This window comes from Streptomyces sp. NBC_01244 (genome assembly GCF_035987325.1).
GTDB lineage: Bacteria > Actinomycetota > Actinomycetes > Streptomycetales > Streptomycetaceae > Streptomyces.
In genome coordinates this window covers 3,258,595-3,274,375 of sequence record NZ_CP108488.1, presented here as the reverse complement: position 1 = coordinate 3,274,375, position 15,781 = coordinate 3,258,595, and the positions used below count along the sequence as shown (strand labels likewise).

12 protein-coding genes and 3 pseudogenes are annotated in these 15,781 nt (G+C 73.7%); 8 read left to right on the top strand and 7 right to left on the bottom strand.

Annotated features, from left to right (window positions below):
- Positions 1–5: 5 nt before the first annotated feature.
- The 3 genes from OG247_RS14570 to OG247_RS14560 all read right to left on the bottom strand — a co-directional run bounded on the left by OG247_RS14570 (position 6) and on the right by OG247_RS14560 (position 2,892).
- Complete coding sequence (locus OG247_RS14570) at positions 6–569, bottom strand: hypothetical protein (RefSeq protein WP_327252654.1); 564 nt, start codon at positions 567–569, stop codon at positions 6–8.
- A gap of 338 nt (positions 570–907) precedes the next feature.
- Positions 908–2,185 carry a HAMP domain-containing sensor histidine kinase gene (locus OG247_RS14565; protein ID WP_327252653.1) on the bottom strand — a complete coding sequence of 426 codons (1,278 nt, stop codon included), beginning with the start codon at positions 2,183–2,185 and terminating at the stop codon, positions 908–910.
- Positions 2,182–2,892, bottom strand: coding sequence for a hypothetical protein (locus OG247_RS14560; RefSeq protein ID WP_327252652.1), 711 nt, complete (start codon positions 2,890–2,892; stop codon positions 2,182–2,184). The genes OG247_RS14565 and OG247_RS14560 overlap by 4 nt, the downstream gene beginning before the upstream one ends.
- Positions 2,893–3,094: 202 nt before the next feature.
- Between OG247_RS14560 and OG247_RS14555 the strand changes: the two genes are divergently transcribed.
- From OG247_RS14555 to OG247_RS14545, 3 genes and pseudogenes are all read left to right on the top strand, one after another.
- On the top strand, positions 3,095–3,586 hold the full coding sequence (locus OG247_RS14555; protein WP_327252651.1) for a gamma-glutamylcyclotransferase family protein: 492 nt from the start codon (positions 3,095–3,097) through the stop codon (positions 3,584–3,586).
- Positions 3,587–3,836: 250 nt separating this feature from the next.
- A pseudogene (locus OG247_RS14550) lies at positions 3,837–4,324 on the top strand (RNA-guided endonuclease InsQ/TnpB family protein); the annotation flags it as partial.
- 197 nt (positions 4,325–4,521) lie between these two features.
- Positions 4,522–5,004: pseudogene (locus tag OG247_RS14545) on the top strand (LuxR C-terminal-related transcriptional regulator); the annotation flags it as partial.
- Between the two features lie 44 nt (positions 5,005–5,048).
- On the opposite strand, the gene dnaG reads toward OG247_RS14545, so the two are convergent.
- From dnaG to OG247_RS14525, 4 genes and pseudogenes are all read right to left on the bottom strand, one after another.
- Complete coding sequence (gene dnaG / locus OG247_RS14540; protein ID WP_327252650.1) at positions 5,049–6,980, bottom strand: DNA primase; 1,932 nt, start codon at positions 6,978–6,980, stop codon at positions 5,049–5,051.
- Positions 6,981–7,014: 34 nt separating this feature from the next.
- Complete coding sequence (locus OG247_RS14535) at positions 7,015–8,289, bottom strand: NAD(P)/FAD-dependent oxidoreductase (RefSeq protein WP_327252649.1); 1,275 nt, start codon at positions 8,287–8,289, stop codon at positions 7,015–7,017.
- Between the two features lie 93 nt (positions 8,290–8,382).
- Positions 8,383–9,726, bottom strand: a complete 1,344-nt coding sequence (locus tag OG247_RS14530) for a deoxyguanosinetriphosphate triphosphohydrolase (RefSeq protein ID WP_327252648.1) — start codon at positions 9,724–9,726, stop codon at positions 8,383–8,385.
- Between the two features lie 77 nt (positions 9,727–9,803).
- Positions 9,804–10,708: pseudogene (locus OG247_RS14525) on the bottom strand (sirohydrochlorin chelatase).
- 88 nt (positions 10,709–10,796) lie between these two features.
- On the opposite strand from OG247_RS14525, the gene OG247_RS14520 reads away from it, so the two are divergent.
- The 5 genes from OG247_RS14520 to OG247_RS14500 all read left to right on the top strand — a co-directional run bounded on the left by OG247_RS14520 (position 10,797) and on the right by OG247_RS14500 (position 15,684).
- Positions 10,797–11,297, top strand: a complete 501-nt coding sequence (locus tag OG247_RS14520) for a hypothetical protein (protein ID WP_327252647.1) — start codon at positions 10,797–10,799, stop codon at positions 11,295–11,297.
- A gap of 248 nt (positions 11,298–11,545) precedes the next feature.
- Positions 11,546–12,160 (top strand): SanA/YdcF family protein, encoded by a 615-nt coding sequence (locus OG247_RS14515; RefSeq protein WP_327257476.1) that lies wholly within the window; start codon positions 11,546–11,548, stop codon positions 12,158–12,160.
- A gap of 115 nt (positions 12,161–12,275) precedes the next feature.
- Entirely contained in the window at positions 12,276–13,046 is a 771-nt protein-coding gene (locus OG247_RS14510) for a glucose 1-dehydrogenase (RefSeq protein ID WP_327252646.1), read from the top strand.
- Positions 13,047–13,148: 102 nt separating this feature from the next.
- Positions 13,149–13,508 carry a hypothetical protein gene (locus OG247_RS14505; RefSeq protein WP_327252645.1) on the top strand — a complete coding sequence of 120 codons (360 nt, stop codon included), beginning with the start codon at positions 13,149–13,151 and terminating at the stop codon, positions 13,506–13,508.
- A 46-nt stretch (positions 13,509–13,554) separates the two neighbouring features.
- Positions 13,555–15,684, top strand: a complete 2,130-nt coding sequence (locus OG247_RS14500) for a molybdopterin oxidoreductase family protein (protein ID WP_327252644.1) — start codon at positions 13,555–13,557, stop codon at positions 15,682–15,684.
- Positions 15,685–15,781 lie beyond the last annotated feature (97 nt).

The window sequence follows — 15,781 nt, the reverse complement described above, 5'->3', positions numbered from 1 at the left end:
GTCCGTCAGTTCCGCGTGCCGCTCGCCCGGCGACGCAGGAACCAGGTACCGCCGACGGCGGTGGCGGCCAGCACAGCCGCTCCCGCCGCGATCTTGGCGGGGTCGGTGGTGGTGGTCGTGCCACCGCCCACCCCGGTGCGCACGTGGCCCTGGGGGGCCCGGTCGTGCTCGGTGACGATCAGGTCGCCGGTGGCGAACTTGCCGTTCGCGCAGGTGGCGCCGATCGAGTGGGTGCCGGGGTGGGTTCCGCGGGCGACCTGGAACTGCCCCACGACCACCTCCTTGTGGGTGCCCGGAGTCAGCTTGAAGCGGCCGCCCCCGACGGTGGTGGCGTCGCCCTCGGCGTGACTGCCCGGGCCGCAGGCCTTCGTGTTCACCGTGACGGTGGTGCCGGGGGCGGCGGACTTGGGCCACACCTCCAGCGGGGCGAAGTCGCCTGCCGCGAAGCCCGTCATGCCGAAGCCCGTCATGCCCAGGTCCGCGGCGGCTACCGCGCCGGCCACCGGGCCGGTGAACGCGGCGGCGGTCAGCGCGGTGGCGGTGAGCACGTGGGCGGTGCGTCGTCGCATGGGGGGTCTCCTGGGGACACGGGGTCGTGTTTCCGAGGTAACCCGGAAGCCGGGGCGGGCGCCTGCTGATGCCATGTCAGATCGGTTCGGGGGGAGTGGGTGGCGGGGTATTCCCGCAGGTGGGGATGGGTGATAGGGCATCTGTGGGGCACCACCCCGTCTGGGTGACGGCGGCCTCGCTCGCCGGGTGCGGGTCGCCGCTGCGCGGAGCCCGTCCCCGCCCCGCCCTTTCTCCGTATCCCGGGGCTCCGCCCCGGACCCCGCGCCTCAAACGCCGGCGGGGCTCGAAGGGCCGGGCTCCGCCCCGGACCCCGGCGGGACCGGAAGGGGTGGCGGGGTCAGGCCGGCGGGAGGGTGAGGGCGGCCGCCGCGCCGGTGGGGGTGGGGTTGGCGAGGCTGATGCGGGCGCCGATGACCTGGGCCTGGCCCAGGGCGATGGTCAGGCCCAGGCCCGTGCCCTGGCCGCGTTCGGTCGCGCCCGTCAGGAACCGCTGCGGGCCGTCCCGCAGCAGGGTCTCCGGGAAGCCCGGACCGTGGTCCCGGACGGTGACGGTGTTCCCGGCGACCGTCACGGTGATCGGGTCCCGGCCGTGCCTGCGGGCGTTGACCAGCAGGTTCGTCAGGATCCGCTCCAGCCGCCGGACGTCCGTGCGGACGCGGGCCGTGCCGTCGGCGGCGCCCAGGACCCGAGCCTCCACCCCCGAGCGCCGGGTGACCTCCTCCACCAGCGGCCCCAGGAGGTGGATGTCCAGCTGGGCCACCTCCCGGTCCCCGTCCAGCCGGGCCACCTCCAGGAGGTCCTCCGTGAGGCCGCACAGGGCCGAGACCCGGTCGCGCACCAGCTCGGTGGGCCGCCCCGGAGGGAGCAGCTCGGCGGCGGTGTGCAGTCCGGTCAGCGGGGTCCGCAGCTCGTGCGCCACGTCCGCCGTGAACCGCTGCTCCGCCACCAGCCGTCGCTGCAGGCTCGCCGCCATCGTGTCGACCGCCGCGGACAGTGCGGCCACCTCGTTCCGCGTCCCCGGTACGCCCGACGGGCCTATCCGCGCGTCCAGTTCGCCCGTGCTGATCCGCCGGGCCGTCTCGGCGGCGGACCGCAGGTCCTTGCTCAGCCGGCTGGCCAGCGCCGCCCCGCCGGCCGCCGCGAGCGTGACGACGACCACCCCGAAGGCCATCAACTTCTGGTCCAGTTCCCACAGTTCCGCCTGTTCCCCCGCCAGCGGCTGGCGTACGGAAAGCACCTGGTCGCCGCCGACCGGCCGGGCGGCCCACACCGCCGGATGGAGGCCGTGCAGGTCGAGGTAGGTGGTGCGCTGCCCGGTGAGCGCGGCCTGCCGCAGGGGTTCCGGCAGGCTCGGGCAGTCGAGGCGCGCGTCGGCCTCCCCGACCTTGTCGAAGTCCAGCTGGCCCGTGAGCTCGTACACCTGCCGCACCCGGACGAGCTGCGCGAGGGCGCTCTTGCGCGCCGCGTCGGCCACCTGGTTCGCGCGGGCCTCGTGGATGAGGATGCCGATGGTGAGCGCGACGAGCGAGCAGCCGACGGCGAGCAGGACGGAGATCTTCCAGCGCAGGCCGAGGGAGTGCAGGAGCCGGCGGCAGCGGAGCAGGGCGCGCTTCACCTGGCGGCCCGGTCCGTGGGGGCGGGGGATTCGGAGCCGGACGGCCGCGGGGCCGGACACGTGCCGGAGCCCGGGCCGGAGATGGCGTTGCCGAACCGGTGCTCGTCGCTGAGGACGCTCATCCGCCGGCCGTCCCAGTGGTAGCGGATGTCGTGCGCGGATCCGTCGTCGTCGGTGGTGCGGACCAGCAGGTCGGTGCCGAGGACCTCGGCGCTCATCCGCCGGCCGCTGGTGGCCAGGATCGGAACGATCTTCCCGCCGGCCGCGGTGTAGACGCCGAGCACCGAACGCCCGGTCTGGGTGTCGGCGGCGACGATCAGTTCGGGTTTCCCGTCGCCCGTCAGGTCCGCGTACCGGGCCGGCCGGACCCCGGCCTTGCCCGGGCCCTCGATCTCCTTCCCGTCGCCGAAGCGCTTCATCGTCTTGTCCGCGCGGAGCACGGCCGTCACGTCGACCTCCTCGATGCCCTCCGGTCCCACGGCCGGGGCCCCGTCGAGCGGCTGCGGCGGCGGTTCCCGGCCGGCCACCGCCGTACCGCTGGAGCTCGGGGACTCGGTCCACGACGGCCACAGCGGCTTCGGCCGGGGCTGGGAGGACACGGGCGGCGCGACCTCGCCCTGCCCGAGGCCCCCGGGTGCGGCGCAGCCGCCGAGGCCGATGCAGAGCAGGGCGGCCGCGGCGAGGCTGCGGCGGGTCGGTCGAGTCATGGAGGGCGGAACCGTCGGGTGGTGGGGGAGGGCGGGGCGGGGGCAGGCAGACTGACGGTAGAGGGCGCCGGTCACGGGGACCGGGCGGTTGTGTAACAGCGGTGCGTACGCGGGCTTCCGCGGCCGAAGCCGGGACTTCCGGCCCGGCCCGCGGCCGGCGGAAGTCCGGCTCGCAGCCCAGCCTGAATCGAGGGAGGCCCGCATGGCATCGGCCGATCGGCCGGAAGGCCACGGCGAAAGGACGATTCCGCAGGCGGAGGTGCTGGAGGAGCTGGAGGAGCTCCCGTTCTTCGTCTACGGCACCCTGCGTCCCGGCGAGGTCAACCACGACCTGTTCCTGCGCGGCCGCACGGCCGCCGAGGAGCCCGCCCGCCTCCCGGACGCGGCCCTGTACGAGGGCCCCGGCTACCCGTACGCCGTGGACCGCCCCGGCTCCGCCATAGCCGGAGAGCTGATCACCCCGGCCCCCGGGGCCTACGGGGAACTCCTCGTGGCGCTCGACCTGCTTGAGGAGTACGCCGGCCCCGGGCACCCCGCCAACATCTACGACCGCACCGCCCGAGAGGCCTTGCGCCCCGACGGCACCCCGGTCCGCGCCTGGGTCTACCTGGCCGCCCCACCCCTGGCCCGCCACCTGGCCCGCTCCGGCACCCGGATCCCGGGCGGCGACTGGCTGCGCCGAGAGACGCCTTAGGGACCAGGCGGCGGTACTGGCCTTGCGGCCACCCGTCCCCGCGGGCGGGCGGACGCACGGCCGGGAGGGGCTGGTTCCAGCCGGTACAGCGCGCGAGGCCGGTGCTGTCGTTCCAGGCGCAGGCCCGCATCACGTAGCCCGCGTCGTTGTGGGCCGGGGTGTGGGTGTCGCTGCCGTTCTGCACGGTGGTCATGCCCAGCGGGCCGGTCCAGGTCCTGCCGCCGGCGGTGGAGCGGTCCACCCAGACCGCACCTACGACCAGATCGCAGTACTCCGCGCGAAAGCCAAGCGCAGGGCCTTGGACTGGCAGCACCAGACGACCACCACCATCGCCCGCACCTACGGCACGGTCGTGGTCGAAGCACTCACCATCACGAACATGGTCAAGTCCGCCAGGGGAACCATCGAGGAGCCGGGGAAGAACGTCGCCCAGAAATCTGAGCTGAACCGCTCCATCAGCGGGGAGGCGTGGGGCCGCACGGTGACACCCTTGTAAAGGTCCCGGCCCCCGGCACCTCCCGGCGCTGCTCAGCGTGCGGCTTCACCACGCCCGGGAGCCGGGAGTCCCAGGCCCTGTTCGTGTGCAAGAACCCCGACTGCGGCTGGACCGGCAACGCCGACCACAACGCAGCCCGCAACGTCTTGCACCTGTACCGGATGGGCCTCGCGCTCATCCCGGCTGCCGGAAGGGCAGTCGTCAGGCGCGCCAAGCGCGTCAAGCCCGCTACCGCAAGGTAAGCAGGAATCTCCCGGCTTCAGCCGGGAGAGCACTTCAAGGCGGAACAGTGGTCGTCGGCCCGCGGACCGAGGGGGGATTCAGCGTGTGCCTCACCCTGCCGGTCACCACGGCGCCCGTCACCCCCGCGGGTCCCCTCGGGCCGGAGAACCGGCCGGCGGCGTGATCCGCGTCCTGGTCGTCGACGACCAGATCCTGATCCGGGCCGGCCGCCACCGAGCGGATCCTCGCGGGATCGGTGGACCCGCTGCCGCGGGTCCTCGTCCTGACCACCTTCGATCTCGACGAGTACGTGTACGCCGCCCTGCGCGCCGGAGCCTCCGGGTTCCTGCTGAAGGACACCGGCCCGGAGCGGCTGATCGAGGCGGTCGTGGCGGTGGCCCGCGGCGACTTGCTCTTCGCCCCGAGCGTGACGCGGCGCCTCATCGAGTCCTACGTGAACCGCGCGGACCCGGTGCCGGACACTCCCGCCGTCCTCGACGCCCTCACCGCCCGCGAACGGGAGGTGCTGCGGCTGACGGCGCGCGGGCTGTCCAACACGGAGATCGCCGAGCTGCTCTTCATCAGCGAGGCGACCGTCAAGACCCACCTCAACCGGACGATGACCAAACGGGCCCTGGACAGCCGGGCCCAGGCCGTCGTCGTGGCGTACGAGACGGGACTGGTCGTCCCGGGGGCCTAGGGGCCTGAAGGCCTGGAGGCCCGGACGTCTGGAGGCCCGGACGTCTAGAGGCCTTCAGCGCCGCGGTTGCGCAGGCGTTGGCCGTACTGCTGGAGCACCCACAGCTCCTCCTGGACCGCCGCCAGTTGCTCCGGCGCGTCCTGGTGGCCGAGGCGGGACAGGGTGCCCTGGATCTCGTGGACCCGGCGGTCGACCGCGCGGAGGCGGACCTGGACCAGCTGGACCCCGGCGTAGACCTCGTCCACCGTCTTCGCGTGGATGGCCTCGACGACGAGCTCGGTGACCAGCGCGCGGACGGTGTCGTTCGGCGCGGAGTCACGGACCCGGGTCACGTAGTCCTCGGTGCCGAGCGAGGCGCCGCCGGCGTCCATGATGGCCTGGCGCACGGCCGCGTAGGGCGGGGCGGTGAACTCGTCCATCCCGTACGCGTCGAAGGCGGGCGAGACCAGGGCGGGGCGCTGGAGCGCCAGCTTGAGCAGCTCGCGCTCGGTGATGTGCGCGGGGCTGCGCAGGTTCAGCGCGGGGCCCGCGGGGCCGGCGGACGGCGCGGGGATGTCCTCGTACGAGTGGCCGGAGTGGCCCGAGCCGCCGGAGTTGCCGGACTGGCCCCGGCGCTGCTGCTGGGGCTGGTTGCCGCGCTCCCGGGCCCAGCGGTCGAGCTGGGCGATCCGCTTGACCACGAACTGCTCGTCGCGCATGCCCAGCATGCCCGCCAGTTGGACCGCCGACTCGTGCTGGATCGCGACGTTCTTGATCTTTTTGATGATCGGGGCGGCTTCCTCCAGCGCGGCCGCCCGCCCCGCCGGGTTCTCCAGGTTGTGCCGGGCCACGATGTGCTTCAGCGCGAACTCGAACAGCGGGGTGCGGGCCTCGACCAGCCCGGATACGGCCGCGTCGCCCTTGGCCAGGCGCAGGTCGCAGGGGTCCATGCCGCCGGGGGCGATGGTGATGGAGGTCTCCGCGGCGAACTTCTGGTCGTCCTCGAAGGCCCGCAGCGCGGCCTTCTGCCCGGCCGCGTCCCCGTCGAAGGTGAAGATCACCTCGGCGGTGGCGTTGTCCATGAGCAGTCGGCGCAGGATCTTGATGTGGTCGCCGCCGAAGGCGGTGCCGCAGGTGGCGATCGCGGTGGTGACCCCGGCCATGTGGCAGGCCATGACGTCGGTGTAGCCCTCGACGACGACGGCCCGGGAGGTCTTGGCGATCTCCTTCTTGGCCAGGTCGATGCCGTACAGCACCTGGGACTTCTTGTAGATCGCCGTCTCGGGGGTGTTCAGGTACTTGGGGCCGTTGTCGTCGTCGCGCAGCTTGCGCGCGCCGAAGCCGACGACCTCGCCGCTGATGTCGCGGATGGGCCACATCAGCCGGCCGCGGAAGCGGTCGATGGGCTTGCCGCTGCGGCTGTCCTGGGCCAGGCCCGAGGTGATCAGTTCCTTGTCGCTGAAGCCCTTGCCGCGCAGGAAGCGGGTCAGGTGGTCCCAGCCGGCCGGGCTGTAGCCGACGCTGAAGTGCTGGGCGGCGGCCTGGTCGAAGCCGCGCTCGGCCAGGAACTTGCGGCCGATCTCCGCCTCGGCGCTGCCGAGCTGGTCCATGTAGAAATCGGCCGCGGCCTTGTGCGCCTCGACCAGCCGGATCCGCTCGCCGCGCCCGCTGGTGCCGGCGGTGTAGCCGCCCTCTTCGTACCGCAGGGTGATGCCGGCCAGGCCGGCGAGCCGCTCCACCGCCTCCGAGAAGGAGAGGTGGTCGATCTTCATGACGAAGTCGAGGGTGTCCCCGCCCGCCTGGCAGCCGAAGCAGTGGTAGAAGCCCTTGCTGGGGCTGACCTGGAAGGACGGGGACTTCTCGTCATGGAAGGGGCAGAGGCCCTTGAGGTTGCCGCCGCCCGCGTTGCGCAGCTGGAGGTACTCCGAGACCACGGCGTCGATCGGGACCGCGTCCCGTACCGCCTTCACGTCGTCGTCGTTGATCCGTCCTGCCACCGCGCCAGTCTACGGCCGGGCGGAGACAATCCCGTCAGGCCCCTTCCGCCGGAACCAGGGCCGAAAGCGGAATCGACGGATCCGCCAGCCTCTCCCGGTCCACGGGCGCCTTCGACCTGATCAGGGCCTGGATGTCCTCGGTGACGTCCCACACGTTCACGTTCATTCCGGCCAGGACCCGGCCGTCCGAGAGCCAGAAGGCGATGAACTCCCGCTTGCCCGCGTCGCCGCGGATCAGCACCTGGTCGTAGCCGCCCGCCGGGGCGTACCCCGAGTACTCCAGACCCACGTCGTACTGGTCGGAGAAGAAGTACGGCACCCGGTCGTACGAGACCTCCTGCCCCAGCATCGCCCGCGCGGCGGCCGGACCCCCGTTCAGCGCGTTCGCCCAGTGCTCCACCCGCAGCCGGGCCCCCAGCACCGGGTGGTGTGCGGCCGCCACGTCCCCGACCGCGAAGACGTCCGGGTCGGAGGTGCGCAGCGAGGCGTCCACGGCGATCCCGCCCCCGTGCTCCCGGTCGACCAGGGCCAGGCCCGAGGTCTCCGCCAGTGCGGTCCGCGGGGCGGCCCCGATCGCCGCGAGGACCGCGTGCGCCGGGTGCTCCTCCCCGTCGTCCGTACGGGCCGCCAGCACCATGCCGTCGTGCCCGACGATCTCCGTCAGATGGGACCCGAAGTGGAAGCGGACCCCGTGCTCGGTGTGCAGGTCGGCGAAGAGCCGGCCGACCTCCGGGCCGAGCACCGCGTGCAGCGGGGTCGGCGCCGGCTCGATCACGGTGACCTCGGCCCCGTACCCGCGGGCCGCCGCGGCGACCTCCAGACCGATCCAGCCGGCGCCCGCGATCAGCAGGTGCCCGTTGTCCCGGCCCAGGCTCGCCAGGGCCCCCCGCAGCCGCTCCGCGTGCGAGAGCCGGCGCAGGTGGTGCACCCCGACCAGCTCGGTGCCCGGGATGTCGAGCCGGCGCGGTTCGGCGCCGGTGGCGAGCAGCAGCTTGTCGTAGGGCAGCGCCGTGCCGTCGCCGAGGACCACCTTCTTGGCGTCCCGGTCGAGGTGGACCGCGGGCTGGCCGAGGTGCAGCTCGATGTCGGAGGCCGCGTACCAGGACGGTTCGTGCACGAAGACGCTCTCGCGCTCCTCCTTGCCCGCCAGGTACCCCTTGGAGAGCGGTGGCCGCTCGTAGGGATGTTCACGCTCGTCTCCGATCAGGATCACCCGCCCCGTGAACCCCTCGGACCTCAGCGTTTCGGCCGCCTTAGCCCCGGCGAGCCCTGCGCCGACGATGACGAACGTCCGGTGTGCGTCGACCACCTGATGCCTCCTCATAACCTCTGCGCCACATGCGGGCACATGCGAGCGTCCCGCACCGAGCCTGCCGCGTGAAGGGGGAGTGGCCCGATCGGCTCACCCTTCGGCGCGTCGCGCGCGCTGGGTGAGGCGGGCGTGCAGGGAGCGCGCGGAGGCGTCCGTGAGGGCCGCGATCTGGTCCACGACCGCCCGCTTCCTGGCCCGGTCGTCCGGCGCCTCGTCGAAGATGGCGCGGAATTGGGGGTCCAGACCCTCGGGTGCGCGGGCGCTGACCGCCTCCGCGAGTTCGGCCAGGACGATGCGCTGATCGGCTCGGATCCGCTCCTGCTCGTCGCGCTGCATGACGTACAGGTCGGCGACCGCCTTCAGTACGGCGCACTCGTTGCGGGCCTCGCGCGGCACCACCAGCTCCGCCGCGTACCGGGTCAGCCGGCCGGTCCCGTACGCCTGCCGCGTGGCGCCCTCGGCGGCCAGGCAGAAACGGCCGATCAGCTGGCTGGTCGCGTCCTTCAGCCGGGCCTGGGCCACGGCCGAGCCGTCGTACCCGTGCGGCCACCACTCCTGCTCCATCAGGCGGTCCAGGGCCTCGCGGAGCTCCTCCGGCTCGGTGTCGGAGGGCACGTACCGGCCGATGGCCACCCGCCAGATCTCGGCGCGCTCGGGCTCGGCGAACAGCAGGTTCGGGTCGAGGTGGCCGGCGTGCAGGCCGTCCTCGAAGTCGTGGACGGAGTACGCCACGTCGTCCGACCAGTCCATGACCTGCGCCTCGAAGCACTTGCGGTCCGCGGGCGCGCCGCGGCGCAGCCACTCGAAGACCGGCAGGTCGTCCTCGTAGGCGCCGAACTTCACCGAGCCCGGGTCGGTGGGGTGGTCCCCGCGCGCCCAGGGGTACTTGGTGGCGGCGTCCAGGCAGGCACGGGTGAGGTTGAGCCCGACGCTGACGAGGGTGCCGGTCTGCGGATCGGGGACGAACCGCTTGGGTTCCAGCCGGGTCAGCAGGCGCAGCGACTGGGCGTTGCCCTCGAAGCCGCCGCAGTCCTTGGCGAACTCGTTGAGCGCTTCCTCGCCGTTGTGGCCGAAGGGCGGGTGCCCCATGTCGTGCGACAGACAGGCGGCTTCGACCAGATCGGGATCACAGCCGAGGGCGGCGCCGAGCTCGCGGCCGACCTGGGCGCATTCGAGGGAGTGCGTCAGCCGCGTACGAGGACTCGCGTCCCAGTCGTACGAACGCGTCCCCGGGGTCACCACCTGCGTCTTCCCGGCGAGCCGTCGCAGGGCGGCGGAGTGCAGCACCCGGGCGCGGTCGCGCTGGAAGGCGGTCCGCCCGGGCCGTTTGTCGGGCTCGGTGGCCCAGCGCTCGGTATCGGCGGGAACGTACGGCTCGCCGGGCAGATCGAGATCGGGTCGGACAGGTGCGGTGGTGCCTTCCATGCCTTCCATGGCCCAAACGGTAACCGCACGAACCGACAAGACGAGTCAAGAGGAGCAATCCGAGCGATTGGGAACCAACCAGGCCGTTACGCGGTGGCCAGTTCGAGCGGGTGCTCCCGGGCTACGGGCGCTGCGAGCGCGGCGGCGGCTTCGTCGTAGCGCTGCAGCACCAGCCGGGCCAGCGCCGGGTGGGCGCCCAGCGGGGCGGCGGCCGGGCCCGGTGCGGCGGCGGCGCTCGCGGCGGCGAAACGGCCCGGGGCGGTGAAGTAGGAGGCGACCGCGACCCGGTGGAGGCCCCGCGCGGCCAGGGCCCGTACGGCGGCGGGCACGGAGGGCGCGGTGCCCGAGGCGTAGGCGGCCACCACGGGAACTCCGCCGAGGCGTTCCGAGAGCAGGCCGGCGGTGGCCCGCACATCGGCGGCGGAGTCGGGGTCGCGGGACCCGGCGGCGGCCAGCACCACCGCCGACCCGGCGCTCCAGCCGGCCTCCACGAGGCGCTCGTACAGGGCCTCGACGAGCAGCGGATGCGGCCCGAGCGGGGCGGCGACGCGGGTCCGCAGGTGCCCGGCGCGGGCGGCGGAGGCCGGGAGGTCCCGCTTGACGTGGGTGCCGCGGCCGAGCAGCAGCGGCACCAGGACGGCGGCCCCGGCGGCCCGTTCGAGGGTGTGGTCCAGCAGCGGGTGGTTCAGCTCGATGTGACCGAGCCGGACGTCGAGGCGGGGGCGGAGCTCGCGGACCCGTTCGAGCAGGGCTTCGACGGTGTGGAGGGCGCGCGGATCGCGGCTGCCGTGGGCCACGGCGACGAGGGCGGGCTGCTGCATGGGGGGACTCCTGCGTGGTGTCGGGGGCGCAGAACGCTGAGCTGCGTACCGAGCTGGGCGGTGATCCGGGTCAGCAGCTCCGCCGTGGTCGCGGGCGGCAGCGGGGGGTGCGGTAGAGGTGGGGGGAGGGGCAGGGGCGGGGATTCGGGAGGGTGCGCCGGCTCCGTCATGAACCGATCCTGCGCTTGGCAGGTTGCCGCTGCGTTGCGCCGGGGTGACGGGTGTTTTCCGCCTGCTCACAGGGGGGTGGACGCCGGGGTGGGGTCGGGCCGTGCTTCCCCGATCCGCGACCCGGCCGCCGTCGCCCGCGTGCTGTCGCTCGGCGCGCGGGGCGCCGGTGACCTGCTCGGCCGGATCGCCCTCTGGGGCTGGATCGCGGCCGGAGCCGCCGTCCTGAGCGCGCTCCTGGCGACCCGCGCGCGGTCCGCGGACGGTCCCGGGGGCTGGGATCCGTTCCCGCAGACGGACGAGGCGCGCAAGGCGCACCTCCTGGCCGCGCTGCTGACGGTGTTCCTGCTGGTGGCAGGTCTGGCAGGTCTGGCAGGTCTGGCAGGTCTGGCAGGTCTGGCAGGTCTGGCAGGTCTGGCAGGTCTGGCCGGCATGGCCGGCATGGCCACAATGGACCCGGGGGAACTGTGGGAGCTCCCTCGCTCGGGGCGCGCTCGGCTCTGCTGGACCGGCGCCCTGCTGCTCGCCCTCGCCCTGCACCTGCCGGCCCTGTACGGACAGCCGCACCCGGCGGTGCGGTGCCTGGCTTGAGGCCGGGGGCGGGGAACGGCCGGGCACCGTCGCGACCTGGGGAAACCGCCGGGACCGCCCGTGCGTCCGTAGACGACAGGACCGACAGCAAAACCGACAGCAAAACCGGCAGCAGGACCAGTGGGGGGATCGCATTGAGGCGCGCAACGGTACGAGGTCTGCCAGGGGCGGCATGGGAGCGGCTGAAGGCCGTACGGGTCACGCCGCCCCGGACCGTACGGGCCCGGCGGCGCGTCGTGCAGGTGGTGATGGCGGGCTGCGTGCTGGCCCTGCTGCCCTCGGCGTGGACGCACGCGTCCGCCGGGCCCCGGCTGCGCACCACCGCCGACGCGCCCGCCGCCGAGGTGGCCGTGGTCTTCGGCGCCGGGTTGTGGAACGGCAGGCCCACCCCGTACCTCGCGCGCCGGCTCGACGCCGCCGTCGAGCTCTACCGTGCGGGGAAGGTCAAGGTCGTCCTGGTCACGGGCGACAACAGCCGTACCGACTACGACGAGCCCGACGCGATGCGCGCGTACCTGACGGGCCACGGGGTGCCCGACGCCCGTGTCGTCAGCGACTACGCCGGCTTCGACTCGTGGGACTCCTGCGTCCGGGCCCGGGAGGTCTTCGGCGTGCACCGGGCGGTACTGATCAGCCAGGGGTTCCACATCCGCCGGGCCGTCGCGCTGTGCCGGGCCGCGGGCGTGGACTCGTACGGGGTCGGGGTGTCCGACGTGCACGACGCGACCTGGTACTACGGCGGGGCCCGCGAGGTCTTCGCGGCGGGCAAGGCGGCACTGGACGCGGTCTTCGAGCCGCAGCCGCGGTTCCTGGGGCCGAAGGAGGAGGGGGTGTCGCGGGCGCTGGCCTCTCTGGCAGACTGACGCCGCGATCGGTGTATTCCGATTAGTCATATAGCTCTTAGGGCTATCCGGCCCGCAGAGCTGTCAGCTGTCAGCTGTCCGTCGTGTCCGTCGTGTGCGTCAGGGGTGTGGAACCGTGGCTGTTGTGGATCTGAGCGGCAAGGTCGTCGTCATCACCGGTGGGGCCCGTGGCCTCGGCGCGGCGGCCGCGCAGGCCGTCGTGGACGGCGGCGGCAAGGTGCTGATCACCGACGTCCTGGAGGCCGAGGGCGCCGCGACGGCGGCCGAGATCGGCGAAGCGGCGCGCTTCCTGCGCCACGACGTGACCAGCGAATCCGACTGGGACGCGGCCCTCGCCTTCGCCCTCGCCGAGTTCGGCCGCATCGACGGACTGGTCAACAACGCCGGCATCGCCACCGGCCAGCTCCTGGAGCACGAGAGCGTCGAGCACTTCCGCAAGGTCGTCGAGATCAACCTCGTCGGCGTCTTCATCGGCATCAAGGCCGCGATCCCGCTGATGCGGGAGAACGGCGGCGGCTCCATCGTCAACATCTCCTCCGCCGCCGGGCTCACCGGCCTCGCCCTGACCGCCGGCTACGGAGCCTCCAAGTGGGGCGTGCGCGGACTGTCGAAGATCGGCGCGGTGGAGCTCGCGGAATCCCGGATCCGCGTCAACTCCGTACACCCCGGCATGACGCTCACCCCGATGACGGCCCCGGTCGGCATTCAGGCGGGCGAGGGCAACTACCCCGGCGCCCCCCTCGGCCGCGTCGGCCTCCCCGAGGAGATCGCCGCCGCCGTCGTCTTCCTCCTCTCGGACGCCGCCGGCTACATGACCGGCGCCGAGCTCGCGGTCGACGGAGGCTGGACGGCCGGCCTCACGGTGAAGTACCTGACGGGCCAGTGACCCGGCCCCGGCGCTGACCCCGGCTCCGGCGCTGACCCGGCTCCGGAGCCCCGGCGGATATTCGGGTGCCCGCCGCCCGGGTCCCGGGCTACGGTCCGCCCCGTGGAACACGACGCACCCCTCGTACGCGAGGTCTTCCCCGAGCTGACGTCCGAGCTCGTGAAGCTGCTGGACGCGGAGGGCGAGCACGAACTCGCCATCTGCGCCCACGACCTCCGCATCGTCGCGGACTGCGGCTGCGGCGACGACTCCTGCCAGAGCTTCCGGACCCATCCGCATCCGCCGGGCACGCCCTACGGGCCGGGCCACCGCAACGTGCCCCTGCTCCCCGAGCGGGGCATGCTGATCCTCGACGTCGTCGACGACCGGATCGTGTACGTGGAGATCCTCGACCACCCCCCGCTGCGCAGGGCCTCACCGGAGCCGGCGGGCCGCGCTGAGGCGGAGCACGCGGAGATGTAACGGGAGGCGGCGGCCCGCGTAACACCGCCGACGCACGCTGGGCTCCATGCACACCTCGGACTCCGTTACCGCCACGCACTGTCCATACTGCGCGCTGCAGTGCGGCATGAACCTCCGCCCCGAACCGGGCGCGGTCGGCGGCGTGGCAGTGGAGGAGCGGGCCGACTTCCCCGTGAACCGGGGTGCGCTGTGCGGCAAGGGCCGCACCGCCCCCGCCGTGCTCTCCTCCCGGGTGCGCCTCACCGAGCCGCTCGTCCGCACCCACGCAGGGCGGCTGGAGCCGGCCACCTGGGAGGAGGCCCTCGACGCCGTCGCCGAGGGCCTCGCCCGCACGCGGCGGTCGTACGGGGCGGACGCGGTCGGGGTGTTCGGCGGCGGCGGGCTGACCAACGAGAAGGCGTACGCCCTCGGAAAGTTCGCCCGCATCGCGCTGGGGACCTCGCAGATCGACTACAACGGCCGGTTCTGCATGTCCTCCGCCGCCGCCGCGCACCAGCGGGCCTTCGGGCTCGACCGGGGGCTGCCCTTCCCGCTGGAGGACATCCCCCGGACCGGCTGCGTCATCCTCGTCGGCTCCAACCCCGCCGACACCATGCCGCCCGCGCTGCGCTTCTTCCGGGAACTCCGCGAGAACGGCGGCACGTTGATCGTGGTGGACCCGCGCCGCACGCGCACCGCCGAACAGGCCGACCTGCACCTGGCCCCGCGCCCGGGCACGGACCTGGCGCTGGCGCTCGGCCTGCTGCACCTCGTGGTCGCGGGCGGCCACACCGACGAGGAGTTCATCGCCGAGCGCACCACCGGCTGGGAGGAGGCCCGCGCGGGCGCCATGGCGCACTGGCCGGAGCTGGTGGAGCGGATCACCGGCGTGCCGGTCCCCAAACTCCGCGAGGCGGTCGCCCTGTTCTGCGCGCCCGAATCCGCGATGGTGCTCACCGCGCGCGGCCCCGAGCAACAGTCCAAGGGCGTCGACACCGTCGGAGCCTGGATCAACCTCTGCCTCGCCACCGGCCGGGCCGGCCGCCCGCTCTCCGGCTACGGCTGCCTCACCGGCCAGGGCAACGGCCAGGGCGGCCGCGAGCACGGCCAGAAGGCCGACCAGCTCCCCGGCTACCGCAAGCTGACCGACCCGGCGGCCCGGGCCCACGTCGCCGGGGTCTGGGGGATCGACCCCGACAGCCTCCCCGGCCCGGGCCGCAGTGCGTACGAACTCCTCGACGCGCTGGGCTCGGACGTCAAGGCCCTCCTCCTGATGGGCTCCAACCCGGTGGTCTCCGCCCCCCGCGCCGGCCACATAGAGGGGCGCATCCGCTCCCTGGACTTCCTGGCCGTGGCCGACGTGGTCCTGTCCGAGACGGCGGCCCTGGCCGACGTGGTCCTCCCGGTCACCCAGTGGGCGGAGGAGACCGGCACCACCACCAACCTGGAGGGCCGCGTCCTGCTCCGTCGCCGGGCCCTCACCCCGCCGCCGGGGGTCCGCTCCGACCTGGAGGTCCTGCACGGTCTGGCCACCCGGCTGGGCATGCCGAAGGCCTTCCCGACCGACGCGGAGGAGGTCTTCGAGGAACTGCGCCGCGCCTCGGCCGGCGGACCGGCGGACTACTCGGGCATCACGTACGCCCGCATCGAAGCGGAGCAGGGCGTCTTCTGGCCCTGCCCCTCTCCCTCACGCCCGGGGGAGGCCGGCTCTGCGGAGGCCGGCTCGGCGGGGGAGGAACACCCCGGCACCCCGCGGCTCTTCCTGGACCGCTTCGCCACCGAGGACGGCCGGGCCCGCTTCGTGCCCGTCACCCACCGCGAAGCCGCCGAGGTCCCGGACGCCGAGTACCCGCTCCTCCTCACCACCGGCCGGGTGGTCGCCCAGTACCAGTCGGGCGCGCAGACCCGCCGGGTGGACGAGCTCAACGAAGCCGCCCCGGGCCCCTTCGTGGAACTCCACCCCCGCCTCGCGGCCCGCATCGGCGCGGTCGACGGAGCCCCCCTCGCGGTCACCTCCCGCCGCGGCCGCGCCGTCGCCCCGGCCCGCATCACGGACACCATCCGCGCGGACACGGTCTTCATGCCCTTCCACTGGCCGGGCGAGGGCCGCGCCAACACCCTGACCAACCCGGCGCTGGACCCGGTGTCCCGCATGCCGGAGTTCAAGGTCTGCGCGGTCCGCGTCGAGCCGGCGTAGGGCGGTCCGCGTCGGCCCGCCTCGGGGCGCGATCCGGTCCACCTTGATCACCTTGCAGGTGATCTCGTCCTCCGTCAGCCGGGCGAGAGCTCCGGCC